We start from the raw sequence: 25,774 nt of genomic DNA, 5'->3' as shown, positions 1-25,774 counted from the left end.
GAATCATTATATTGTAGAAAAAACGTCTTTTTTCTAGTTGTTCGTAAAGAATAACTGAAAAATGACGTTTTTTTCTATTTACAAAAATAGTTGTTGCAATAGATGATGATAATCATTATCATCACAATATAAAACAAATTCGGAAGTAGGTACGAAGTATGAAAAACAAATCATTTTTGTCGGTATTAGTAGCAGGAGGCATTTTAATGGCTGGCTGTGGCAATACAGAAGAAGTAAAAAAAGAAGATAAGCCAGCAACAGAACAGGCGGAGCAAGCTACAAAAGAGGTGGATTTATCTTCTGAATTATCAGCCTATCAACAATTTGCGTTAGAGCAAATGGATCAATTTTTACTAGATACAGAGAAATTTGTGAACCTATTCAAAGCAGGCGATATTGAAGGGGCAAAGGCAGCGTATGCACCAGCACGTATGTATTTTGAACGCTCTGAGCCAATTGCGGAAAGCTTCGGTGATCTTGACCCTCGCATCGATGGACGTTTAGCAGATATTCAAGAAGAAGGTAAGGGTGAGGAAGAATGGTCAGGCTACCATAAGCTTGAGTATGCGCTTTGGGAAGAAAATACAACAAAAGGTTATGAGGCTGTAGCAGATCAGCTTCTTGCAGATGCGAAGGAATTGCATGCGCTTGTGCAAACAGTGGAAGTGACACCTGACTTAATGATTACAGGTGCAGTAGATTTATTAAATGAAGTATCAACATCTAAAATTACAGGTGAGGAAGAAATTTACTCTCATACAGACCTTTATGATTTTAAAGCAAATATTGAAGGCGCAGAAAAAATCTTTGAGATTTTACGCTCAAAATTAGAAGCAAAAGATTCTACATTAGTGGCAACACTTGATGAAAAATTCAAAGCAGTAGACGATTTATTAGCACAGCATACAACGGCTGATGGTGGCTATATATCTTACGAAGAATTAACGGAGGAAAACACAAAAGCACTGGCAGCAGCGGTGAATCAGCTTGGAGAACCATTAAGTCAAATGGGTATCATTTTGGAGTGAACATAAACAATGACAACGTCAAACGAGGAAAAATTTATAAATAAAAAAATTTCTAGACGTGATATGTTAAAGCTAACAGGTATCGTTGTGGCAGGTGTGGGCATCAGTGCCTCTGGCTTGGGGGGTGTAAGGAAAGCAATGGGCTATGATGTCTTTGAGCCAGTAGCAGATAGCACGACGGCTAGCAATAAGGTCAATTTCTATGGAAAGCATCAGTCAGGTATTGTGACACCTGTACAGACGAATATTTATTTTGCTTCTTTAGATGTATTAGTGACATCAAAGAAGGAACTACAAGCGTTGTTCCAGCAATGGACACCCCTTGTTGTGCGTTTAATGAATGGTGAAGTCATGGTCGATGTATCGACAAATACAAGAGTGCCAACTGGAGATACCGGAGAGGCAGAGGGCTTAGATGCATCTAATCTATCCATTACCATTGGTGTCGGGCCTTCATTATTCGATAAACTGGGCATCCAGCATTTAAAACCAGCGGAGCTAAAGGATTTACCACATTTCCCCAAAGATCAGCTACAGAAAGAATACACAGGTGGTGATTTGTGTATTCAGGCTTGTGCAGATGATCCGCAGGTAGCCTTCCATGCTGTTCGTAATCTAGTACGAGCTGCTTCAGGTAAAGTAGAAATAACATGGTCACAGGCGGGCTTTAACTCGTTTCCAGCTAGTGGAGGGACACCACGAAACCTCTTCGCCTTTAAGGACGGTACTGTAAATCCAGCCATTACGGATGAAAAAGACTTAAATGAGGTCGTGTGGGTGGATAAAGGCTGGTTAAAGGGTGGCTCTTATTTAATTGCGCGTAAAGTTCAAATGCATCTTGAAACTTGGGATCGTACATCATTGAAAGATCAAGAGGCAACATTTGGCCGTTACCGCGACAGTGGGGCACCTTTTGACAAAACAAAGGAATTTGATGATTTTKATGTAGAGGCAAAGGATGATAAGGGCAATTATATTATGCCTGATACATCACATGTCCATTTGGCGCGGAAATCAGGTGCGCGTATTTTGCGACGCTCTTATTCTTATGCGTCAGGCGTGATGTCGAATACAGGGACCCATGATGCGGGGCTAATCTTTATTTCTTTTCAAAAAGACCCAGCCCAATTTACAACCATCCAAAATAGCTTAGGGCGTATGGATAAAATGAATGAGTACATTACCCATCGAGGCAGTGCCGTGTTTGCTTGCTTCCCTGGTGTACAAAAGGGGAGTTATTTAGGTGAAGCACTTTTTAACGCGCTGTAGTATCGTGTTTGCCCTTATGCTGACTTTAGCTTTACCTGTGCAAGCTGCGCAGTCCTATAGTCATCTCTATATTGCGATTAGTGATGCACTGATGAATACAAAGCAGGATAAAGAGGCGGAGGCCAAGCAGGCACTTGAACAATTTGCTATTGATTGGGCTAAAGTATCTTCAGAGCAGAAAGAGGCAAAAGCAAAGGTTGATGAAATCCTTGCACAGGCTACTGAGGCAACGTCTAAGGATGAGCGTTTAGAGGCGCTATCCGCACTATCCAATGCATTGCGTGCATTAGAAAAGCTTGAAAATCCAGTGGATGAAGCGGCACAGCGAGCAGAGTTTGGACAAAAATTTAAGCCGATAATGGCAGACTTTGAAAAAGCTTTAGCAAGTGGTGATATTCAGGCCATTGATGAAGCCTACAAAGATTTTAATAGTAAATGGAATAAAAATGAGCGACCTGTGCGTGAACAAAGTATCGCAATGTACGGGCAAATCGAAACACAAATGGCATTTCTTCGTATCTCTATTTCTGCTGAGGAGCCTGATGTAGCGCTTATGCAATCTCAATTTGCTGCTTTAAAGCAAACGATTGAGGATTTTGTAGCTGGTAAAGAAACAGCCGAAGTGGTAGAGGGGGAGTATTCATTAGCGACATTAATTGCCTATATAGATGAGGCCAATGATTTTGTCAATGCTGGTGATTACCAGGCAGCTTCAAATAAAATACGTGAGTTTATTACCATTTGGCCAAGCGTAGAAATTGAAATCTCCACACGTAATGGTAGTCTTTAMACGAAAATTGAAAGTGATATGCCGATTATMGCGAGTGATTTATTAAAATCCAACGTAGATCAGCAAGAGATTACCAAACAATTAAATACATTCCGTACTGAAATTGAGCTAATTCAAGGGGATACCGATTACACCATTTGGGACGCTGCGTTAATTTTATTACGCGAAGGACTAGAGGCATTACTGATTATTTTAGCCTTAGTGTCATTCCTTAATAAATCAGGACAAAACAAGATGCGCAAATGGATTTATGTCGGAGCGTTTGTCGGCGTTCTATTATCCGCCGTAGCTGCCATCCTTATGTCGACGATTTTAAATTCGGCAACGATTGATACGAATCGCGAGTTAATGGAAGGCTATGTAGGGTTAATTGCTGCAGCGATGATGATCGGTGTGGGTATTTGGCTGCATAGTAAATCAAGCGTGGTCAGTTGGAATCGCTATATTTCCAAACAAATGGGTAATGCCATTTCGAGTGGCTCTATTTTTGCGATGGCTATGATTAGCTTTTTATCGGTCTTCCGTGAAGGTGCAGAAACACTAGTCTTTTATGCGGGGATTGCACCTAAAATGGAAACGTCGCAGTTTATTCTTGGAATTGTGGTGGCACTGCTCATTCTTGCTGTACTTGCAGTTGTGTTATTTAAAGCAAGTGGCAAAATTCCAATTCACAAATTTTTTGCAGTAGCAACTATTTTAATTTATGTGCTAGCCTTTAAAATTATTGGTGTCAGTCTGCATACTTTGCAGCTGACAGATAATCTGTCCACAACGATTGTTGATGGCTTACCTGTTATTAGCTTGATTGGCTTCTATCCAACGGTGGAAACAATCATAGGACAGTCTATTTTACTTGTGTTAGTGGCGGCTACTATGCTTTATAAAAAGAAACAAGCCTAATGAAAAAGGGTAGATGAGCGTACAACGCCATCTACCTTTTTTTATTGCCAATGAGCAGGTCGTTTTATATAGGGAGGTAATTTAGTCGAACGATCCCCCTGTGCGGCGTTGATTTGCATTTGGGTTAAAAACAGACTTGTTGAAAGATCAGCACCGCGTAAATTGGTATCTCGCAAATCAGCCCCGATGAAATCTACTCCCTGTAAATTCGCATCTTGAAGATTAGCTGCGATTAAATAACTCCCCCTTAGATCAGTCGCTCGTAAATCCTTGCCTTTTAAATTTTTGCCCATCCAATCAGCCCCACGCTGATTCAAGTTTCTAGAAGCCTTTCCCTTCACACTGTGCTGGCGAATTTGTTCGCTAGTTTGGAGCAATAGTGCATTGATCGGCATACGAATAGCTACCATATCCAATGCTAATAAGGTATCTGCATCCTGAGCTATTGTCTGCTGTAGGTGCTTCAATTGAGCAAGTAGCTGTTCATAAAGCATATTATCCACCTGATAGGACAAAGCCTCCGCCACATACGCAATCATTTCGTAAAGCTGTTCCATAATAGGAAAAACACGAAACATCTTGTCAGCATRCTCACGAGAAYSWAKMCMMTCCTGTCCATGAAATGTCACCTGTGAAACCTGTTGACCTGCGCCTAGGCAATCAAAAACGGTACAGCCCTTAAAACCTGTTTCTCGTAGCTGACTATGTATGTGACAGCTATAGTTATCCTGCAAATTAGGACATGGCGTACCTGCGGGTTTATTGATCGCAAAATCACTAGAAGCCACAATATTTAAAGCGGTACAGCACAAGCCAAAACAGCTTTGACAATCTGCCTGTAGACTGTGTCGGATTTTTGTACCAATGGTTTTTGTCTGATTAGACATCCTCATTTTCCTCTCTGATCTTATCCATTTAGTTACTATTTTAACACTAACAAGCTACCAGTTAAAATAGAGAGCAAACTGTATTTTGAAAGATAATAGGGGATATGGTATTCTTCTTCAAAAGAGTTGTAAAGAAAAGTGGTGGTGGAACATGGGGTAACGGTCAATGAATTATTACAATTGCCATCTTTTCGAGGGGCAGAGGTGTTAACAGGGCGAGATAATCTGCACCGTACCGTATCATCTCTATCTGTATTAGAGGTATCGAATGTTGATTTTTATTCGAAAATTATTAACCGTGTACAGGAGGAATGGTATGCAGAGGAGCTTGTCATTAGCTCCTTTTACTCCATTCGAGATAGTGTGGAGCAGCAATGTGAAACGATTCAGCATTTACATGATTTAGGAGAGCTGGGGCTTATTTTATATTATGTCGGCATTGTATTGCCTGATATTCCAGAAGAAGTGCTTGCGTTAGCGGAGGCACAAGGCTTTATTATCATTTGTATGCCGCGAAATGATTATTCACTGCGCTATAACGAGGTTATCTATGAGGTTATGGAAGCGATTGTTAGTAATCAAGGCGTTAATGATCATTTTGTCAAAGAGACATTAGAAAAGGTATCGTTACTACCTGAGCATTTAAGAAGTGTTGAAATTACACTGAAAATGCTTTCAGATCGTTTAAAGGCGAATATTGTGCTCACCAATAGTCATTTTGACATTGTGAACCAAGTGATGTGGCCACGAAATTCATCATTAGATGTAGCGAATGTCATCGAAGAATGCTCCCAATCCAATTTTCAGAGGGAAGCAGGCAAGCTCGAGCTGCTAAGAAGTGATGTCGCCTGTGTCGTAGACTATAAAAGAGTACATCAAAAAAATGGCGAGCCGCTATTTTTATTTCTGATTAAAGAAAATACTAAATTACCTGCTAAGACAATTGAAAAAGTAAGTGAGGTTGTGCAAGTAGCCATAAATTTATGGGGAGACAAGCATGATGAGGTTAGTGAATATGCCTTAGTTAAAGCTATTATCAATGACGAAGGGGAGAAAATGAGAAGATTAGCCAATCTTCTTCATATTGATGTTTCCGCCATTCAAATGATGTGGCTTGTCTACATGCATGATTTAGCAGACGAAAAAAGAATTCGCGATGAATTAGAAGAGCAACTGTCCAAATATTATCAAACAAGAGTCATCCAATGCATTGACCATTGTATGATTGTACTGGTWVKCAATTGCTTTTATAAGCATCATGAGTTTGAAATTGCCATTGAATATAGTGAAACTACTCAGTATGATGCCCAAATCGCAGAAATTGTTTATGCACCTAAAATGAGAAATACAAAGTCTGTTCGTCAAATGTATCAATTGGTCAATCAGGTGGGGGACAAAGCCCATACGATTTATCCGATGCGAAAATTGTTTACTGCTGCGGAAGTGCGCTCCATGAAAAGGGCAATTGATGTCAGTAAGCAGGGCGAGGAAATGATTGAAGAATATTTGTCTGTAATTGAACCCATTTTACGTGACCATGATGCCTTGCAAACATTGATAACCTTTTTATTAGATGCAAATGCTAGTGTGGAGCGCTGTGCAGAGCTCCTCTATATCCATAAAAACACGGTGAAATACCGCATCAAAAAAATTAGTGAGCTGATTGGCACAGATGTTACCGTATAYTTRKAATTTTATGAYGCCTACATGGCTTGCATGCTATATCGATTGATTAATGATTAGAATAATCTGAAATTTTGTCATTTTGAACAAAATTTCAGATTATTTTTTTCATTTGCGCAAAAGACTCGACTCCTACCTTTCTTCTATAATTAAAAACATTAATCCATCACCAAATAAGGAGGGAGTCACATGCAAAATGAAAATAAAGATCAATCTTGGTATAGCTTAGGCATTATTTGGGCTGGTGCCATGATTTGTATTCCTAGTTTATTAGTCGGTAACGCACTGATTGCCAATATGRGTTTATCAAAGGCACTGGCTGTTGCTTTTGTAGGCTATGCTATTGTCGTGATCATCATGATTTTGCAAGGCATGCAAAGCAGTGATTTAGGAAAGCCCACTGTCCATATAGCAGGACAAGTGTTTGGAAAAAAGGGCTCTCGTACAATATTATCCATTATCTTAGCTATTGCTTGCTTAGGGTGGTTTGGCATTCAGGCCAATGTGTGTGGCGTAGCCTTAGCAAATTTATTAGCAATCTATCATTTGAATATACCTATTCCAATCGCTTCATTCATTAGTGGTATGGTCATGGTCGTATCCGCACTTTATGGGATGAAGGTGTTGCGTATTTTAAGCTATATCGCCGTACCATTGCTCGTCATCATTTGTCTGTATGGTTTAGGTCAAATATTAACTGGTGAGCAACTACAGCTCGTTCGGGATTATCAGCCACAGGGCAATATGAGCTTTATGGATGGTTTAGCTGTAACGATTGGGTCCTTTGCATTAGGGGCTGTTATCGCGGGTGATTATTCGCAATTTTCAAAAAATCGTTCAGACGTTTTCAAAGCCGCTACATTAGGGATTATTCCTGCAGGGGTGCTAATGATTGCTGTGGGAGCTGTCTTAACGATTGCCTATCAAACAAGTGATATTACAGCAGTCTTTCTGCATATCGCAACACCCTTTATTGGTGGAGTGGGTCTGATTTTAGCAACATGGAAAACCAATTTGGTCAATGCAATTTCAGGTGGAATTGCCTTAATTAATGTATTTGATGTTGCTAAAAACAAAGAACGATTAGCCATAGGTGTGGCGGGTACAATTRGCACAATCTTAGCCGTTGTAGGGATTTTAAATTATTTTACACCTATCATGTCAATTTTATCGGCGATGATTCCGCCTGTTGCAGGGGTGATGATTGCTTCCTACTGGGTCATTCATAAAGGCAAAACAGATAGCTGGCAGGAAGTTGAAGGGGTCAATCGATTAGGTGTATTTTCTTGGCTAGTAGGTGCTGTAATTGCCTGTATGCCAGTGGTATTTTCCTTATTCCCTGCATTGCCAGCACTACCAAACCAACCGATGATTGGCATCATTATTTCATTCGTGATTTATTATGTTGGGTATCGTGTATCTGTACAAAAAACGGTCATATTGGAGGAACATAGATGAGATATTTAGATCAGGCAGCTATTGAACATATTGCCATAGGGGCAGCATTTTTAGGAACAGGTGGGGGAGGAGATCCCTATATTGGAAAATTAATGGCGCTTTCTGCTATCGAAAAAAATGGCCCTGTAAAGTTGTATTCAGTGGATGAAATTGCGGATGATGATTTTTTCATTCCAGCCGCAATGATGGGGGCACCATCAGTTTTAGTAGAAAAATTCCCACGTGGCGATGAGTTTGTTAAGGTCTTCCAAAAACTCGCCCAATATTTGGGGAAAGAAAAAATTGCAGGCACCTATCCAATGGAAGCAGGTGGGGTCAATTCGATGATTCCTATTGTAGTAGCAGCACAGCTTGGCTTACCATTGATTGATTGTGATGGCATGGGGCGTGCATTTCCGGAATTACAAATGGTGACATTCCACTTAGATGGGTTTTCGGCAACGCCAATGGCCATCACTGATGAAAAAGGGAATATAGGTATTTTTGAAACGATTGATAATAAATGGACCGAGCGTATCGCCCGAACAGCAACAGTAGAAATGGGCGYTAGTTCTTTAGTGAGCCTCTACCCAACAACGGGTGCACAAATTAAACAAAGCGGTGTTCATCATATAGTGACGCTTTCTGAAAAAATCGGTGAAATTATTGCCTCGAAAGATCAAGAGGTGAACGATAAGCTACAAAGCCTTTTAAAGCTTGCGGATGGATATGAGCTTTTCCAAGGAAAAATAGTGGATGTTATTCGTGAAACGAAGGGTGGCTTTAACCTAGGTAAAATGAATCTTGAAGGTATTGAATCTTATAAAAATGATCAAATGAAGGTTCATTTCCAAAATGAAAACTTATTAGCTGAGAAAAACGGGCAGGTTATAGCGATGACACCAGACTTAATTTGTTTGGTGGATTATGAAACTTTATTGCCTGTTACAACAGAGAGCTTAAAATATGGTAAACGTGTGCGTGTGATTGGCTTACCAGCACATGAAAAATGGCGTACAGCAAAAGGTATTGAAACAGCTGGACCCAAATACTTTGGCTATGAATATGAGTATACGCCAATTGAGGAATTGGTGAAAAAGGAGGTAGCAGAGCATGTATAAAATTGGAATCGATGTAGGTGGAACAAACACAGATGCCATCCTTTTAGACCATAATAGCCAGCTTATTTACAGTGTGAAATCACCAACAAGCTTAGATATTAAAACAGGGATTGAAAAGTCACTGCAACAATTACTAGAGGGCGCAAATATTGATAAAACAAAAATTACCCATGCGATGTTAGGGACAACACAATGCACCAATGCCATTGTTGAACGTAAAAAGCTAGCAAAGGTTGGTGTCATTCGACTAGGTTATCCAGCGACGGCTTCCGTACTCCCTTATACAGCTTGGCCAGCAGATATGATTGATAAATTATCTGGTAATTATGCCATTGCCCATGGTGGTTATGAATATGACGGCCAATTATTGAGTGCGCTTGATCAACAGGAAATTACAAAACTACTAGAAGAATGGCGTGGTCAAGTAGAATCTATTGCGATTGTTGGTGTCTTTTCCTCTATTAAAAATGATCAAGAATTGCAGGTTCGTGAATGGATTCAAGAAGTCTATGGCGAGGAATTCCCAATTTCCTGCTCCTCATTAATAGGTTCAGTCGGGTTAATAGAACGTGAAAATGCTACGATTCTAAATGCTGCATTATGTAAGGTGATTGAGACAATAACACAGGGCTTTGTACAGGCGTTACAAGCGGAAGGCATTTTTGATGTAGAGGTTTATCTATGCCAGAATGACGGTACATTAATGTCTATCGACTACGCCAAGCAATTCCCAATTTTAACAATTGCCTGTGGACCAACAAATAGTATCCGTGGAGCATCTTATTTATCCCAAATTCAAAACACAATGGTATTGGATGTTGGGGGTACCACTTCAGATATCGGTGTATTACAGGATGGTTTCCCGCGAGAATCCTCGGTCGCAGTTGAAGTGGGAGACATTCGGACAAACTTTAGGATGCCAGATATTATTTCAGTCGGACTTGGCGGGGGAAGTATTGTTCGTGTGAACGGCAACAAAATTACAGTTGGGCCGGATAGTGTAGGCTATAAAATCAGTGAGGAGGCCCTTGTTTTCGGTGGCTCGACCTTAACGACAACAGATATCGCTGTCCGTTTAGGCTTAGCAGATGTAGGTGATTCCACGTTAGTGGCACATATTGATGAAGCCTTTGCCAAAGCCGTTCAAGAAGAAATTTCTTCGTTACTAGAACAGGCGATTGATAAGATGAAAACTTCCTCAGAGGATGTGTCATTAGTCTTAGTAGSGGGTKCTGRTATMATTGTGCCAGAAAATATTCGGGGCGTTTCCACAATTGTAAAATCTGAATACGGTGGTGTTGCGAATGCCATCGGAGCCTCGATTGCACAAATTAGTGGTCAATATGAGCAAATTTATATTTATTCCAAAGAACCGCGTGAGGAATCCTTGAAGGATGCACAAAACAAGGCTGTGAAACAAGCCGTATTAGCAGGTGCTCTTGAAGATACCATTGAGCTAGTGGAAGTAGAAGAGACACCTCTCGCGTATCATCCAGAAAATGCAACAAGATTGAAGGTAAAAGTAGTAGGGAAAATKGTGTAACAGTCAAAGGAAGAGTCCTAGTTAAACAGGGCTCTTCCTTTTATTAATTGCTCAAATGAATGAATCACTGCATCAGGTTTAATGTCAGTAGGATTCGTGAGCCGAGGAGGATTGTACCATATGCCCTTCATCCTTGCTTGCTGACAACCAGCAATATCTTTTGCTAAGTCATCCCCAACGAATAAGGCTTCATTTGGCTGAACTTGGAGCTGATGTAGAGCTAATTCAAATATGCGTTTGTCAGGCTTAGTTAAGCCTACTTCCTCAGAAATAAGAATAACATCAAAATAGCTAGCTAAACCTGTATGTGTGATTTTAGCCTTTTGTCGCAGTGTAGAGCCGTTTGTGATAATGCCAACTTGTACTTGCTTCTTAATCGTTTGGAGAACCTTCAACATATGTTGATCGATAGAAAAGCAATATGGAAACTGCTGATCCCAAAAATCTTGCATGTCATGGCGAGGTAATTGAAAGGTTGATGGAAACGCATCAAAAAACGATGATAAAACATTGGTTTTATCGGCAATCCCATAGTCTCTTTTATCGTATTCCTTAAATTTTTCCAGCATGTCCTTTTTGAGCATACCCTGAATAGCACCATAGTATTTTTCCAAAATAATATAAAACAGGTTATCGACAGCATGATCTCGATTAAGTAAGGTATCATCTAAATCAAATAGTATCGCTTTCAACGAGCTTCATGTCCTTTCTTGCTCATCAAGAGGTTTTCGTTTATGTTTTTCATTAATAATTTTTTTGTTTAGGATCGTAACCTTGCCAACCATGAGCAACCTCATATCTTCCACAATATACTTAGCTAGCTCTTCGTCCGATATGTCATCTCCATCAATATCAAGGCGAAAATCCTGCCCTTGTATGCCACCACCATTGGTAAATTCAATTTCAAAATCAAAGACAACTCTTTTATCCATTCAAGTACCACCTTACGCTTAGTGTTAGAGTGCTATCCATATATTCTGTGTTTAATAGGTGAATACCTTCTTTGAGCATAAGCGTAATTGTTGAGTAAACAAAATTTCCTTTTTCTTGTATTTACCACTTGCCAACAAAAAAGTCATAGTGTAATATGTGACTAGTACACTATGACACGAGGTGTTGTGATTGAAAAGCTTTACAGGACTTTTAAAAAAAGAATGGGTACTTTATCGCTCATGGTTTCTAGTAGGGATATTTATGGGACTTATGCTATCTTGGATCGTTCCATATATCTTACATCAGTATGTCGATCTCTTTGCACATGAGCATCAACTAGCATTTGCATTTACGATGCTCGTCCTTTTTCTAGGTGGATTCTATTCTATCTTACAATTTTTAGCATCGATGCGTTTGGATATTAAAGCAAAGGAGAGCTGGCTCCATTCAACAAGCTCTATCACAAAGCTTATCGGAGCAAAATTGGTTTGCTCATTAGTAGGTTATGTCCTCTTCACTATCCTTTTCACGAGTATAGCCATTTTCAATATTAAGGATGAGCTAATCGCGAGCGCTGGACAAATTTTATTAGTTTTGGTAATAATTGTTATTATATTGGCAATTTTACAATTAATGCTATTTATCGTTCTTTTATTCTTTTTAGCTTTTTATTTGCAATTGAAGCGCATAATAGGTCGTTTTTCAATTGTGCTGACAATGATTGTGTTTTATGTAACCACAGCTAGTTGGGCGCGGGTAACGGAGAGTCAGCTGTATCGAGCGATCTTCCTCCATGGAGAAGTTTCACTTCAAAACATCGAACACTATCTACCAAAAGCGAAAGAAATGACGATGGAATGGATGCTTGGCTCGATATATGTCGTTGAGGAAATAGCCATTACGTTATTATTACTACTGCTGTTTTTAGCAGCATCGAAGTGGCTTGAAAGGGTGGTTTTACGATGACGATGGATTTTTCGCGTGACAAACCCATTTATAGCCAACTTGTCGATCGAATTTGTGGAGACATTTTGAAGGGGAAGTTGGAGCTAGGTGATCGACTTCCCTCCGTTCGAGAATATGCAGTAGAAACAGGTGTCAATGTCAATACGGTGCAACGTGTATACAAGGAGTTAGAGGCAATGAATATAACGGAAACCAAACGAGGACAGGGTACATTTATTACGAGCAATGAGGAGCGCATTGAGTTATTGCGGGAAGAGATGAAAAATCAGCTGGCTGAAAATTTTTTAACATCGATTGAGGCATTAGGCTTTTCGAAGGAAGAGATGCTTGTGGTTTTGAAAAATAAAGCGTGAGGTGAAGGGATGTTACATCTATCAAATGTATCTTTTCAATATAAGAAAAAGCCAGTTTTACAGGATCTATCCTTCTCCTTTCCGATTGGACAAATCATTGGACTAGTTGGAGAAAATGGTAGTGGTAAATCTACGCTTATGAAAGTTTTAGCTGGTTTACTGAGACCCACTGCTGGTGAGATCACACTAGAGGGTAAGCCAGTCACACGTAGAAGTGCTGACAAAATTGCTTATTTACCAGATACAGATTTGTTTTTTGAGTACTACACAGGTGAACAGCTTTTCCAGCATTATGCTTCGCAATTTGAAGATTTTTCCTATGACAAAGCCTGTATCGTCGCACAATTTTTACAGGTAGATACGCGCACAAAGCTACGCCAATTATCAAAGGGTAATCGTGGTCGTATGAAAATGGCTGCCACCCTTGGACGAGAGGTTCCTTATTATGTCATGGACGAACCATTTGCTGGGCTAGACCCAATTGTGAGAGAACAGTTGATTAAAGGCTTAATTCAATTTACGGACATCGAAAATCAAACGATTTTGCTATCCACACATGAATTATATGAGGTAGAGCCTATTTTAGATCAAATTATTTTATTGCAGGCAGGATCAATCATGGCCTACGAGAATGTGGAAACATTACGCGATGTGGCTAATAAGGATGCAGTTGAGTGGATGAAAGGGTTTTATCGTCCTTCAGTAAAAAATATTGACAGCTAAAGGTGAAGAAAGAATCGTCAATAAAGCAATGTTGTCGTGCCAGACTGCATAATGCTCAGGCGAAAAAGATTAGAAAGGGTGAAAAATATGACAGAACCGATTGTACAATTGCAAAATTTATCGAAAACTATTCGAGGAAAGCAATTAATTCAACAGTTAAACATTGATTTATATCCAGGCCAAATTACAGGATTTTTAGGACCGAATGGAGCGGGGAAAACAACAACAATCCGAATGATGACAGGGCTTATGCATCCAACAGATGGCAATGTCATCATCGACGGGCTTTCACTGAAGGAGCATTATGAGGAAGCCATTAGTAAGGTAGGTGTGATTGTTGAAAATCCAGAAATGTATAAATTTATGTCAGGCTATAAAAATTTACTACATTTTGCACGTATGCATAAAAATGTAACAAAGGAACGAATTCAGGAGGTCATTCAACAAGTTGGGCTCGAAAATCGTATACATGAAAAGGTCTCTACGTATTCACTTGGTATGAGACAACGACTAGGATTAGCCCAGGCGTTATTGCACAGACCGAAATTTTTGATTTTAGATGAGCCGACGAATGGCTTAGACCCTGCTGGTATTCGTGAGTTTCGTATGTACCTACGTAAGATTGCTTCAGAAGAGGGCGTATCCGTCTTTGTCTCAAGTCACTTATTATCAGAAATTGAATTGATGTGTGATCGAGTGGCCGTGATTCAAAATGGGCAGCTAATTGATCTGCGCGATATTCACAATGAAAGCTCATCATTTTATTATGTGGAGGCACAGCCAAAAGAGCAGGTGTCTGCTTATCTAGAACAGTGTGACTTTAACTTTGTAGCAGAGAATCAAGGCTATGTGGTGGAAATGAAGAAAGAGGATGTCCCAGCTATGACTACACAACTAGTCCAAGCGGGTATTCAATTATTTGCTGTACAGCCACATCAAAAAACATTAGAGGATCAATTCTTAGAAATGACTGGAGGCGGACAAATTGCTGAAGCTAATTCAAAATGAGTGGATGAAATTATGGCATAAAAAAGGAACATGGGCAATGGTGGCCATGCTGATTCTTGTCATTCTTGTTCCTGCTGGAATCACCAAATATTATGAAGTAAAATCCCCGACGGAAGGCTCTTGGCAGGACATAGAGCAGGATGCCATTCAATCTTATAAAGAGACGCTAGCAGGTGAAGATTTAACGGAGGAAGATAAGGCATACTTTCAAGAGCAGATGGCTATTTCTGAATATCGTTTAGCGAATGATGCACCAAGTCAAAAAGATAGTAGTCTTGCAAGCTTTATGTCCTTTACAAGCGGTATGCTTACGCTTGTTACTTTATTTACAGTCATTACCGCAGCTAGTATTGTATCGAGCGAATTTTCAACAGGGACGATTAAAATGCTCTTAACGCGCCCAATGTCCCGTGCCAAAGTGTTAACGTCTAAATTACTGACAACATTCCTTTTTGGTTTGTTATTGTATGTGGTCAATGTTGTGGTAAGTGCCCTTATCGGCTTAGTCTTGTTCGGCATGGGAACAGGTGTGGAATTAGAAATGGTCAATGGACAGGTCGTTGAAAAGGCTGTATGGAGCGATTTAGCCTATCATTACCTATTATCTGGTGGCGATTTTGTGATGTCTACATTATTTGCCTTTTTGATTGGCTCAGTATTCCGTTCAAGCTCATTAGCAATCGGTTTAACGATGTTCCTTTCTTTTACAGGCGGCATGATAGTTATGTTCTTAAGCCGATACGACATCGTCAAATATATTTGGCTCACACATTCTGATTTAACACAGTATGAGCATGGTGGTGGCTCCATGATTGCTGATGTGACGTTGCCCTTCTCATTAACAGTACTTGCTATATACGCAGTAGTTTTCCTTGTCATTAGTTATTCAACCTTTATGAAACGTGATGTCACGGCATAAACTAAAGAAGAACTGTGCCCTAATTTTGGATTAGGGTGCGGTTTTTTTGTTTAACATCACGAAATATTAAAAAAGTATTTATTTTTTTTTGAATTGCGCCTATAATAATAGCAACTTAGTGAAAACGCTTTTTTTTTACTAAAGTGGTCTAGACAACTATACCAAAGGGGGATAATGAATGTTTGCTTTCTTACAAAAAATCGGTAAGTCGCTCATGTTTCCAATCGCAACATTACCAGCAGCAGCATTACTATTGCGTTTAGGTTCAGCGGATATGCTTGGGGCCGTACCGAATGAAGCCATCCAGTACATTGCTAGTATTATGGCCGCTTCTGGTAATGCTATACTAGGGAATTTACCAATTATTTTTGCTATCGGTATTGCGATGGGGTTTGCACATGATAGTAGTGGTGGCGCAGCTCTAGCAGGTGCGATTGCGCATCTTGTTTTAGTCGCCGTTTTAGGGACTGTTAACGAAGAATTAAATATGGGTGTGTTTGGTGGTATTATTGCCGGTATTACGGCAGGCTTATTATATAACAAATATTATAATGTGAAATTTCCAGAATGGTTATCATTCTTCGGTGGACGGCGCTTWGTACCGATTATTACGTCCATCACCATGGCAATTTTAGGTAGTATTTTAGCAATTGTTTGGGGACCAATTCAAGGTGGTATTGATGCTGTCGGTAATTGGATGATCGGTGCAGGATCACTTGGCGTAGGGATGTATGGCTTCTTCAACCGTCTATTAATTCCAGTGGGTCTCCACCATGTAATCAATACAATTATTTGGTTTGATTTCGGTGAATTTACAAATGCTGCAGGCGAAATCGTGAAAGGGGATATCAACCGCTTCCTAGCAGGAGACACAACAGCTGGACATTTCCAAGCTGGTTTCTTCCCAATCATGATGTTTGGCTTACCAGCAGCCTGTCTAGCAATGTATTTTGCAGCGAAAAAAGAAAAGCGTCCAATCGTTGGAGGGATGTTCGTTTCCATCGCTTTAACAGCCTTTTTAACGGGTGTTACAGAGCCTATTGAATTTTCCTTTATGTTCTTATCACCAGTTCTTTATGGTATTCATGCTGTATTAACAGGTATTTCATTGGCGGTGGCCTATCTCGTTGGATTCCGTGACGGCTTTGGGTTCTCTGCAGGCTTAATTGACTACTTACTCAACCTTGGTCTGGCAGATAAACCATGGCTCTTACTACCTTTAGGTTTAGGCTTTGGGGCGATTTACTTTGTGGTATTCTATTTCTTAATCAAAAAATTAGACTTAAAAACACCAGGACGTGAAGACGATGAGGATGAGGATGGCGAAGTAAATGCTATTGCTGATGATGTCGATTTACGTGCATATTATACAATTGAAGCATTAGGTGGAAAAGACAATATTAAGCAAGTGGATTATTGTACAACTCGCCTACGATTATTAGTACAGGATTCTGCTAGCGTCGATGAAAAAACATTGAAGCAAACAGGTGCAAGAGGAGTTATGCGTATTAGTAAAACCAATGTCCAAGTAATCATTGGGACATCTGTGGAGTTTTTAGCTGAAGCCATAAAAGAACGTTTGAAAAAAGGCAATCCAGCACCAGCCAATGTAGGACTTTCATCAGCTCAGCCTGTCATGGAAGAAACGGTGAAGAATGACACGATGACATTCCGTGATTTCGAAATGCCAATGACGGGTGATTTATTGCCTTTAACAGAAGTGCCTGATGAGGCATTTTCAGCAGGCTTGATGGGCCCAGGTTTCGGGATACGTCCGACAGATGGAGCAGTCTATGCACCATTTGATGGTCAAGTAGTGATGGTGTTCCCAACAAAGCATGCAATTGGCTTAAAATCTGATACGGGCATTGAAGTATTAATTCATGTTGGCTTAGATACGGTCAAACTAAATGGTGATGGTTTTGATCTGTTCGTTACAGATGGTCAAAAAGTTAAGCGTGGGGATGCGTTATTAAAAGCAGACCTTGTACAGATTGAAGGGCAAGTACCTTCTGTCATCACACCAGTTGTCTTTACAAGCTTAATGGGGCAAGAGATTACACTTGAAAAGACTGGCTATCAACGAGCAGGCTCAACGAATATTATTACAATGAAGAAGTAACAACTAATGGGGCTGTTAGCGAAGGTATACAGAGGCAATGAGCTATTGCACAAGGATGCCTTTTCGACAGCCCTTGTTCAAGAAGGAGATGTTTTTCTTGAGTTTACTCATTCGAAATATCACAGTAGTGAATGGCAATGGACGAGATGAACAAGTAGATGTATGGATGAAGGATGGTAAAATTGCGCAAATTGCTCCTCAGCTTGATATCCACGATGTAGAACAGCTTGATGGTTCAGGGAAATTTTTATTGCCAGGATTTATTGATATGCACATTCATGGATCCGCTCAAATGGATACGATGGATGCTTCTGATGAAGGGCTTCATACGATGGCTCAATCCCTTTTAAAAGAAGGAACGACAAGCTTTTTAGCTACAACGATGACACAAAGCTATGACAACATTGAACGAGCTATTGAAAATGTAGCACAGTTCCAGCCACAGCCAGATGAAGCAGAGGTACTAGGTATTCATATCGAAGGGCCATTTGTTTCAAAGCAGCGAGCAGGGGCACAGCCTCTTGAATATATTGTCGAGCTAGATTTAGATATATGGACAAAATGGCAGCAACTAAGTGGCCATAAAATTAAGCAAATTACGCTAGCACCAGAAGAGCCGAATGGCATGGCAGCTGTGCAAAGTATTTCTGCTAGCGGTGTCATTGTTTCAATTGGTCATTCGGATGCTACCKTTGAGCAAATGCAACAAGCGGCTCAATTAGGTGCCACACAGGTGACACACTTATACAACCAGATGCGTCCATTCCACCATCGAGATCCAGGTGTAGTTGGCGGTGTCCTGCTGCTAGATGCGATTAAGGCAGAACTGATTGTTGATTTTATCCATATGCATGAAGGCGCGGTGGAAATGGCCTATCGCTTAAAGGGAGCAGACGGGCTTATTTTAATTACCGATGCCATGCGCGCAAAGGGAATGCCCTACGGAGCATATGATTTAGGTGGTCAAACAGTTCATGTGACAGAAGCAGGTGCCCATTTGTCAAATGGATCGTTAGCAGGCAGTATTTTAAAAATGGATCAGGCTGTACGGAATATGCATCACATTACGAATTGTACGCTGGAGGAGCTTGTCAAAATGTCCAGCTTGAATGCTGCTGAGCAATTGAAGCTAGGTAATAAGGGTCAGCTTATACAAGGCTTTGATGCGGATGCAGTGATTTTAGATGAACAATTAAAGCTCCACCAAACGATTAAGGCGGGCAAGGTCTTATATGATGCAAATTCAAGTGGACAATAGTTACTAATATGCAGCAGGTATACAAACATCTTGCATGAAACGATGGAAATGAAAAGGTGATAGAACATGAATACCTATTTTCAACAAGTAAATCGATATTTAACAATGGTGGCACAGCAGGAAAGCAACCAACTTATGCATATTGCCAAGCAAATTGTTAAACGTCTCACAAAGGGAGGCATCATCCAGCTCTTTGGCTCTGGTCATTCCATGCTATTAGCACAGGAATGTTACTATAGAGCAGGTGGCTTAGTGCCTGTCAAACCGATACACATAGAATCGTTAATGCTACATCAGGGTGCACGGCAATCCTCACAAAATGAAAAAAAACAGGCTTTTTTAGCCACCTATAAGGATCAGCTGCAATTTGATGACCAAGATGTTTGTATCATCATTTCAACCTCTGCCAATAATCCAGTGCCCATTGATATGGCTATCTATGCAAAGGAAGCGGGCGCTTTGACTATTTCACTCCAATCATTGGAATATCAGCACCAGCCGTCGCGCCATCCGTCAGGCAAGCGTTTAGAGCAAGTAGTAGATGAAGTATTGAATACGCATGTGCCATTAGGTGATGGTGTGTTAACCGTTGACCAATTGCAATATGCCCCTGTATCAACGGTGTTAGGTGCGACTTTATTAAATGCTTTATTCGCTCAAATCATTGAACTTATGCATGCACAGGGCGCTAGTGTACCAGTGTTTGGTAGCAGTAATTTAGGGGAAAATAATAACGATGCGCTCATTGATCAGTATGGTCAGCGTATTCATTTCTAGGATACAAAGGAGGATATGTGGTGAAAGTAAAAAGATTTTCCTCAATGGATGATTTATATTCACATGCAGTAGCGACCATCGTTGAAGCCAAAAATAATGGCGCCACAACGTTCGGGTTAGCTACTGGTGGAACAATGGAACCACTATATGCTAAAATCTGTAAAACAGATATTGATTTTTCACATTGTATTAGCTTTAATTTGGATGAGTATGTTGGACTTGAGGCAACTCATCAGCAAAGCTACGCCTATTATATGAACAAACATTTATTTAACCAAAAACCATTTTTAGCATCGTATTTACCAGATGGATTAGCAGTAGATCCTTTAGTGGAAACAGCTCGCTATGAAGGATTACTGCAACAATATCCCTTAGATTTCCAACTGCTTGGTATCGGTCAAAATGGTCATATCGGCTTCAATGAGCCTGGTACGTCATTTGCTTCTTTAACACATCTTGTAACACTCGAAGAATCTACTCGTCAAGCTAACGCGCGTTTCTTTTCATCCATTGACGAAGTGCCAACACAGGCATACACGATGGGTATTCAATCGATTATGCGGGCAAAATGCATTTTGTTACTCGCAGTGGGAGAAGCTAAGCGTGAGGTGTTAGAGCGTTTACTGGCATCTGATTATACAGAAGACGTACCTGCAACTGCTTTATCGAAACATCCAAATGTAATGGTTTTAACAGACTTACAAGAAGAGGAGAATAAATTATGAAAACACAACAATTTACAGTAGTCGATCCTTTAGGTATTCATGCACGACCAGCGAGCCAGCTTGTGGCAAAAGCAACACCATTTGCTTCATCTATAGAAATACGTACAGAAGAAAAAGCAGCTAACTTGAAATCAATCTTAGGTGTGATGGGATTAGCCTTAAAGCAAGGTTCACAATTTACACTTGTTGTAGAGGGGGAAGACGAAGAGCAAGCATTAGCAGCACTAACGACACTCATCACGGAAATGGGGCTTGCACAATGACACGACTCACTGGTATTGCCGCTTCAGACGGCATTGCCATTGCGAAAGCATATCGTTTCGTCCAACCAGATTTAACATTCGCTAAAACAACTGTTCATGATATCGAGGCAGAGCAGAAACGTTTAGCAGCCGCTCTTGCCAAAGCAGAGCAAGAACTGATTGTCATTCGACAGCAAACATTAGAAAAATTTAGTGCAGAAGAAGCCGCAATTTTTGAGGCACATTTATTAGTGGTTCATGATCCCGAATTAATTGGGCCTATCAATCAAAAAATTGCCGACGAAGCGGTAAATGCGGAGTATGCATTGCATGAAGTAACCTCTATGTTTGTGGCATTATTTGAAGGTATGGATGACGAATACATGAGTGCCCGTGCATCAGATATTAAAGATGTGACAAATCGCATATTAGCACATTTACTCGGAGTACATATTCCAAATCCAAGCAATATTAACGAACAGGTAATTATCGTAGCGAATGATTTGACACCTTCAGAGACAGCCCAATTAGATCGCAACTATGTTCTCGGTTTTATTACCGATATTGGTGGGCGTACATCCCATTCAGCCATCATGGCTCGTAGCTTAGAAATCCCAGCAGTCGTAGGGGCAGGGGTTGCTACGACAACAATTCAGGATGGCGATACTATAATTGTTGACGGTTTGACGGGTCAAGTCCTAGTGAATCCAAGTGCCGATGTGATTGCAGACTATCAGGAGAAGGCACAAAAATATCGGGTACAGCAGGCGGAATGGTCTACTTTAGTGAATGAGCAAACCGTTTCTAAAGATGGCGTGCATGTTGAGCTGGCGGCTAATATTGGATCGCCAAATGATTTGGATGGTGTATTGCGTCATGGAGCAGAGGGAATTGGCTTATATCGAACAGAGTTTTTATATATGGGCAGAGAAAATTTACCCTCTGAGGAAGAACAATTTACAGCGTATAAAACAGTCTTGGAAGGAATGAAGGGCAAGCCAGTTGTTATTCGAACACTGGATATTGGTGGCGACAAGCATCTGCCATATTTACCTTTGCAAGAAGAAATGAATCCATTCCTTGGTCACCGTGCCATTCGTCTATGTCTTGACCAGCAGGAGTTATTCCGCACACAATTGCGAGCACTACTGCGAGCATCTGTCTACGGAAACTTAAAAATTATGTTCCCCATGATAGCGACCATTCAAGAATTCCGTGCGGCTAAAGCCATTTTGCTTGAGGAAAAGGAAAAGCTGATAGCTGGAGGGATTGCAGTAGGCTCTTCCATCGAGGTCGGGATGATGGTTGAAATTCCCTCGACAGCCGTAATGGCAGATATTTTTGCCAAAGAAGTGGATTTCTTCTCCATCGGTACAAATGATTTAATTCAATATACGATGGCGGCAGATCGGATGAATGAAAAAGTTTCTTATTTATATCAACCATATAACCCAGCCATATTACGTTTAATTCAAATGGTCATTAAAGCTGCCCATCAAGAACAGAAATGGGTAGGAATGTGTGGAGAAATGGCTGGCGATGAGCATGCTGTTCCACTATTGCTAGGCTTAGGCTTAGATGAGTTCTCCATGAGTGCTACGTCTATATTAAAAACGAGGGCCTTGCTAAAGCAATTATCTGTCCCAGAGATGCAGACTTTAGCAACAGAGGCATTACAGCTAGCAACAGCTGAAGAAGTGCTGGAAAAAGTAAAGCAAGCTGTGAAATAGGATAAAACAAAAACCCATCTACCAACAAGTAGATGGGTTATTTATTATTGGCTGAAAGAGTCAATGAATATCGGTATTTCTAATAAATCCTCCACGATGGCATCCGCTTGAACATGTTGCCATTGTTTATCTTTTTTCCAAATGCCCTTCATTCCCACATGTTGAGCACCTTTGACATCATTCACAGGATGGTCGCCGATAAAAACACATTCATGAGGAAGGACATTCAGCTTTTCGATGGCATTTAAAAACAGTTGAGGATCGGGTTTTTTCATTCCTGCCCATTCAGAAACTAAAATGACATCAAAATAATGTTCAATTGCTAATGCCTTTATATTGTCCATCTGAAAATGCCCATAGCCATTCGTAATCATGCCTAAAGCCAACTGATCCCTTTTCAATTGTTCTAGCATAGGGATAAGGTTAGGAAAAGGGACACAGCTATATTTAAATTCGTTTAGGTAATCTTGAAGAAGTTCTTTCCACGTAATATGAACAAGGTGAAATTCTTCTACCAATTGCTGATAGACATGGTCCTTCCAAACGTAGCCCCGCGTATCTAATTGGATAAAACGAGCTATATATTGTTCTTTTGGAATGGAACCTAGTACTCCCTTTAATCGCTCATATTGCTGCTTAATGAAGAGTTCGACAGATGCATCTCTATTTAATAATGTTCCGTCTAAATCAAATAATGCCGCTTTCATCATCATCCTTTTCGCCCTCCTATTTGATCATAAAAAAAGTAGCTGAAGTTAGGCTTCAACTACTTTTTAGTTCATTAGGCATGTTTTGAAATGATTTGCTGAAGCTTTGCTTGTAGTGTCGGTAGGTCATGCATCGTAATCGTTGTGCGAACATAGCTTTCATCCATATCTAATGCTTCAGCAAAAAAGCTACCAATGCCTTTTACTTTGCGATCAATTTGCATGAAAATCTCTGCAGAATGGTTGGATTGAGAAAGGAAAACTAATTCAAGCTCATCTAAATGGCCTCTATATTGTCCAGTGGGTACAAATTCAAATTCCTGGACAAATGGATAGTAGCCGCGGAAGCGTGAAGGAGCTTGTTCACATTCAGCTTCACGTAAACGGAAACCTAATCCACGAATTGCATCTAATATATGACCTGCTAGTGCTGTTGGCTCGACACGAATATAATCCTTATCACTCGGATCGACCGCATTTTTAATATCAAGACCCGTTTGAATCCATACCTGTGTTTTACCTGCACTAATCGGTGTTTCAAATGGCAATGTTAATGAAATAGGGAAGATTTTTTCCTCGCCGGCGCCCAGTGTGAAAGGCTCTGTTACTTTGACCTTCTGCAGTGCGGCAACCTCTGTATGTTTGTGATCATTCGACTCACGGATATAGGTCGTATTGACGGATAGGTAAATCGTGTCGACCTGTTGCTCAACTTGACCGCCACGCACAATGATTTCACCCTGCATGACCTCTCCAGCACGATAAGTATCCTTCTCCAATCTTGTATCCACTGTCGCTGAACCTATACCAATACTTGCTAATGCTTTATGAAAAAAAGACATCTTTCATTCCTCCTACTGACATCGTTAGCTATACATACGCTTATGTTGAAAAAAGGTTTCAAGACTTACAAATTTTTCGTTATACTAGTTGAAAACGAAAGAGGGATGGCGATGGAGACAGAGTGGCTACGCACATTTATAGTGGCAGCACAAACTGAAAACTTTCGAGAAACAGCTGAAAAACGATTTATTACACAATCGACTGTAACGAAGCATATCCAGCATTTAGAAAGGACATTGCAAACCCCATTATTTAATCGACAGAGCAAACAGGTGACGTTAAATCAGCAGGGTGCTTATTTTCGTCTGCAGGCACAAAAAATCCTGTCCGCTTTAGATGAAGGGCTACAACAAATGGATTCCTTCGTAAAAGGCTACACCGCTAAGCTTACGATTGGCGTTGCTCCGCAAATAGCGAATTCAACATTACCAGCTATTATTACAGCATTCCAGCATCGAAAGCCCTCTACTCAGGTAGTGATAGAACTTTTAAAATCCAATGAAATTGGGGAAGCGGTATTTACTGGTGTAATCGATATGGGCTTATCCAAATTAACCTCAACTCGTGAGCTTCACACGGTAATGCTTGCACAAGAACCATTGCATTTAATTGCTCCTATTGCTAAAAAGGAATATGATGCTTTCACCCTTTTACAGCAGGAAACGCTTTTCACACATGAATATGCGCCCTATTGGCAGGAAGTACAACAGGTGCTACAGCAATTTACTAGCCATCAAACAATGCATATTAATCAAACAGAGGTAATCAAGCATTTCGTCAAGCATGGTCTTGGTATTGCCTTGCTGCCTAAGAGTGTAATTGAACCAGATTGTCAGCAAAATCTTTTACATAGCTATTCAGTAAAAGAATTTTCTCATATTGTATCGGATACTTACTTGCTTACAAAGTATGTCTCGGCTGATTATGATGATTTTTTAGTAGCGTGTAATAGCGTGTATGGGTAAAGCCGTTTTCTGCACTGTTTATTCATAATGTACCTTTATACTATTTTAGTATAAATAATAGATAGAGGGTGTTTAGATGTATAGTATATTGTCCACCATTAGTCAGTTGATTAGTGAACCGCTTACGCAATTTGTACAGGGCTATGAGCATTCTGCCCTGATGATGGCCATTCTTCTTGGCTTGATAGGCGCCTTTGCTCCATGTCAGTTAACAGGTAATATGAGTGCCATTACATTTTACGGCAATCGAACACTTCAAAAGAGCAGTAATTGGCAAGAAATTATGTTTTTTATAGTGGGGAAAGTGGTTGTTTTTAGTGTGCTTGGCTTTTGTGCTTGGCTTTTTGGACAATCATTTGAAACAAAGATGACCGTTTATTTTCCAATCTTTCGTCAGGCTATTGGGCCGATGATGCTGCTAACAGGGCTGGTGCTAATCGGTTTATTCAAATTAACCTTTCTACAACGTTTAACATCGCTGCTGCCGCCTGTAGTAAAAGAGGGGAAATTTGGCTCGTTCTTAATGGGCGCTAGTTTTTCTATTGCCTTTTGTCCCACTATGTTTGTTCTATTTTTTGTATGGTTAATGCCCCTTGTGGCGAGCACTTCCTATGGGTTGCTTCTACCTAGTATTTTTGGCGTAGCGACCGCTGTACCGCTCATCATCATGCTTCTGTTGATCTATGTCTTTGATGCCAAGCGTATTATCCTACGAAAAAGTATGAAAATGGGAAGAGCTATTCAAATGACAGCAGGTATCCTATTAATTTTAATCGGAATAACGGACACCATTACATATTGGAGTATGTAAGACATGTATAATAGAGTGAAAATGAGAAAGAGAG

General features: G+C 40.3%; 25 protein-coding genes. 20 read left to right on the top strand and 5 right to left on the bottom strand.

Annotation, left to right across the window (positions count from 1 at the left end; genetic code table 11):
* Positions 1-158 precede the first annotated feature (158 nt).
* Genes efeO through ACHZEU_RS04895 form a run of 3 tightly spaced genes read left to right on the top strand, consistent with a single transcriptional unit; the run spans position 159 to position 3,987 of the window.
* On the top strand, positions 159-1,028 hold the full coding sequence (gene efeO, locus ACHZEU_RS04905; RefSeq protein WP_048390316.1) for an iron uptake system protein EfeO: 870 nt from the start codon (positions 159-161) through the stop codon (positions 1,026-1,028).
* 9 nt (positions 1,029-1,037) lie between these two features.
* A complete protein-coding gene (gene efeB / locus ACHZEU_RS04900) occupies positions 1,038-2,297 on the top strand; it encodes an iron uptake transporter deferrochelatase/peroxidase subunit (protein WP_404804106.1) in 1,260 nt (419 codons plus the stop codon).
* Positions 2,272-3,987, top strand: a complete 1,716-nt coding sequence (locus ACHZEU_RS04895) for an FTR1 family protein (RefSeq protein ID WP_404804105.1) — start codon at positions 2,272-2,274, stop codon at positions 3,985-3,987. The genes efeB and ACHZEU_RS04895 overlap by 26 nt, the downstream gene beginning before the upstream one ends.
* Positions 3,988-4,028: 41 nt before the next feature.
* Here the strand turns inward: ACHZEU_RS04895 and ACHZEU_RS04890 are convergent, their stop codons facing one another.
* Positions 4,029-4,874, bottom strand: a complete 846-nt coding sequence (locus ACHZEU_RS04890; RefSeq protein WP_404804104.1) for a pentapeptide repeat-containing protein — start codon at positions 4,872-4,874, stop codon at positions 4,029-4,031.
* Positions 4,875-5,012: 138 nt separating this feature from the next.
* On the opposite strand from ACHZEU_RS04890, the gene ACHZEU_RS04885 reads away from it, so the two are divergent.
* The 4 genes from ACHZEU_RS04885 (at position 5,013) to ACHZEU_RS04870 (ending at position 10,658) form a co-directional block, all read left to right on the top strand.
* The gene (locus ACHZEU_RS04885; RefSeq protein WP_404804103.1) at positions 5,013-6,617 is read left to right on the top strand and encodes a PucR family transcriptional regulator; all 1,605 of its coding nucleotides are present in this window, start codon (positions 5,013-5,015) and stop codon (positions 6,615-6,617) included.
* Between the two features lie 129 nt (positions 6,618-6,746).
* The gene (locus ACHZEU_RS04880; RefSeq protein WP_404804102.1) at positions 6,747-8,015 is read left to right on the top strand and encodes a cytosine permease; all 1,269 of its coding nucleotides are present in this window, start codon (positions 6,747-6,749) and stop codon (positions 8,013-8,015) included.
* Positions 8,012-9,115: a DUF917 domain-containing protein gene (locus tag ACHZEU_RS04875; protein WP_404804101.1), complete on the top strand. Its 1,104-nt coding sequence runs from the start codon at positions 8,012-8,014 to the stop codon at positions 9,113-9,115. The genes ACHZEU_RS04880 and ACHZEU_RS04875 overlap by 4 nt, the downstream gene beginning before the upstream one ends.
* Positions 9,108-10,658, top strand: a complete 1,551-nt coding sequence (locus ACHZEU_RS04870) for a hydantoinase/oxoprolinase N-terminal domain-containing protein (protein WP_404804100.1) — start codon at positions 9,108-9,110, stop codon at positions 10,656-10,658. The genes ACHZEU_RS04875 and ACHZEU_RS04870 overlap by 8 nt, the downstream gene beginning before the upstream one ends.
* Positions 10,659-10,675: 17 nt before the next feature.
* Here the strand turns inward: ACHZEU_RS04870 and ACHZEU_RS04865 are convergent, their stop codons facing one another.
* Both ACHZEU_RS04865 and ACHZEU_RS04860 read right to left on the bottom strand, forming a co-directional pair.
* Entirely contained in the window at positions 10,676-11,350 is a 675-nt protein-coding gene (locus ACHZEU_RS04865) for an HAD family hydrolase (protein WP_404804099.1), read from the bottom strand.
* Positions 11,351-11,356: 6 nt separating this feature from the next.
* Positions 11,357-11,590: a hypothetical protein gene (locus tag ACHZEU_RS04860; protein ID WP_016994653.1), complete on the bottom strand. Its 234-nt coding sequence runs from the start codon at positions 11,588-11,590 to the stop codon at positions 11,357-11,359.
* A gap of 190 nt (positions 11,591-11,780) precedes the next feature.
* Between ACHZEU_RS04860 and ACHZEU_RS04855 the strand changes: the two genes are divergently transcribed.
* The 11 genes from ACHZEU_RS04855 (at position 11,781) to ptsP (ending at position 22,414) form a co-directional block, all read left to right on the top strand.
* Positions 11,781-12,557: a hypothetical protein gene (locus ACHZEU_RS04855; protein ID WP_404804098.1), complete on the top strand. Its 777-nt coding sequence runs from the start codon at positions 11,781-11,783 to the stop codon at positions 12,555-12,557.
* A complete protein-coding gene (locus ACHZEU_RS04850) occupies positions 12,554-12,910 on the top strand; it encodes a GntR family transcriptional regulator (protein ID WP_048390347.1) in 357 nt (118 codons plus the stop codon). Before ACHZEU_RS04855 ends, ACHZEU_RS04850 begins: the two co-directional genes overlap by 4 nt.
* 9 nt (positions 12,911-12,919) lie before the next feature.
* Positions 12,920-13,633, top strand: a complete 714-nt coding sequence (locus ACHZEU_RS04845; RefSeq protein ID WP_333004444.1) for an ABC transporter ATP-binding protein — start codon at positions 12,920-12,922, stop codon at positions 13,631-13,633.
* A gap of 87 nt (positions 13,634-13,720) precedes the next feature.
* On the top strand, positions 13,721-14,641 hold the full coding sequence (locus ACHZEU_RS04840; RefSeq protein WP_404804097.1) for an ABC transporter ATP-binding protein: 921 nt from the start codon (positions 13,721-13,723) through the stop codon (positions 14,639-14,641).
* A complete protein-coding gene (locus ACHZEU_RS04835) occupies positions 14,619-15,560 on the top strand; it encodes an ABC transporter permease (protein ID WP_009370929.1) in 942 nt (313 codons plus the stop codon). Before ACHZEU_RS04840 ends, ACHZEU_RS04835 begins: the two co-directional genes overlap by 23 nt.
* 178 nt (positions 15,561-15,738) lie before the next feature.
* A complete protein-coding gene (nagE, locus tag ACHZEU_RS04830) occupies positions 15,739-17,682 on the top strand; it encodes an N-acetylglucosamine-specific PTS transporter subunit IIBC (RefSeq protein ID WP_404804096.1) in 1,944 nt (647 codons plus the stop codon).
* A gap of 97 nt (positions 17,683-17,779) precedes the next feature.
* Entirely contained in the window at positions 17,780-18,940 is a 1,161-nt protein-coding gene (gene nagA / locus ACHZEU_RS04825) for an N-acetylglucosamine-6-phosphate deacetylase (protein ID WP_404804095.1), read from the top strand.
* A 66-nt stretch (positions 18,941-19,006) separates the two neighbouring features.
* Positions 19,007-19,717 carry a sugar isomerase domain-containing protein gene (locus ACHZEU_RS04820; RefSeq protein WP_066037443.1) on the top strand — a complete coding sequence of 237 codons (711 nt, stop codon included), beginning with the start codon at positions 19,007-19,009 and terminating at the stop codon, positions 19,715-19,717.
* 20 nt (positions 19,718-19,737) lie between these two features.
* A complete protein-coding gene (locus ACHZEU_RS04815; RefSeq protein WP_103117861.1) occupies positions 19,738-20,442 on the top strand; it encodes a glucosamine-6-phosphate deaminase in 705 nt (234 codons plus the stop codon).
* Positions 20,439-20,705: an HPr family phosphocarrier protein gene (locus ACHZEU_RS04810; RefSeq protein WP_004229305.1), complete on the top strand. Its 267-nt coding sequence runs from the start codon at positions 20,439-20,441 to the stop codon at positions 20,703-20,705. The genes ACHZEU_RS04815 and ACHZEU_RS04810 overlap by 4 nt, the downstream gene beginning before the upstream one ends.
* Complete coding sequence (gene ptsP, locus ACHZEU_RS04805; RefSeq protein ID WP_131519857.1) at positions 20,702-22,414, top strand: phosphoenolpyruvate--protein phosphotransferase; 1,713 nt, start codon at positions 20,702-20,704, stop codon at positions 22,412-22,414. Before ACHZEU_RS04810 ends, ptsP begins: the two co-directional genes overlap by 4 nt.
* A 44-nt stretch (positions 22,415-22,458) precedes the next feature.
* On the opposite strand, the gene ACHZEU_RS04800 is transcribed toward ptsP, so the two are convergent.
* Together ACHZEU_RS04800 and ACHZEU_RS04795 are read right to left on the bottom strand one after the other, a co-directional pair.
* Positions 22,459-23,124 carry an HAD family hydrolase gene (locus tag ACHZEU_RS04800; RefSeq protein WP_404804571.1) on the bottom strand — a complete coding sequence of 222 codons (666 nt, stop codon included), beginning with the start codon at positions 23,122-23,124 and terminating at the stop codon, positions 22,459-22,461.
* A gap of 71 nt (positions 23,125-23,195) precedes the next feature.
* The gene (locus tag ACHZEU_RS04795; protein ID WP_319840212.1) at positions 23,196-23,963 is read right to left on the bottom strand and encodes a sporulation protein; all 768 of its coding nucleotides are present in this window, start codon (positions 23,961-23,963) and stop codon (positions 23,196-23,198) included.
* A gap of 111 nt (positions 23,964-24,074) precedes the next feature.
* Here ACHZEU_RS04795 and ACHZEU_RS04790 point away from each other — a divergent pair, with 111 nt between their 5' ends.
* Together ACHZEU_RS04790 and ACHZEU_RS04785 are read left to right on the top strand one after the other, a co-directional pair.
* Positions 24,075-24,929 carry a LysR family transcriptional regulator gene (locus tag ACHZEU_RS04790; protein ID WP_115673975.1) on the top strand — a complete coding sequence of 285 codons (855 nt, stop codon included), beginning with the start codon at positions 24,075-24,077 and terminating at the stop codon, positions 24,927-24,929.
* A 76-nt stretch (positions 24,930-25,005) separates the two neighbouring features.
* The gene (locus ACHZEU_RS04785) at positions 25,006-25,740 is read left to right on the top strand and encodes a sulfite exporter TauE/SafE family protein (RefSeq protein ID WP_259948839.1); all 735 of its coding nucleotides are present in this window, start codon (positions 25,006-25,008) and stop codon (positions 25,738-25,740) included.
* Positions 25,741-25,774: the final 34 nt, after the last annotated feature.

Source organism: Lysinibacillus sp. S1, from assembly GCF_044986265.1.
Lineage (GTDB): Bacteria > Bacillota > Bacilli > Bacillales_A > Planococcaceae > Lysinibacillus > Lysinibacillus capsici.
This window is presented reverse-complemented; position numbering and strand designations above follow the sequence as displayed.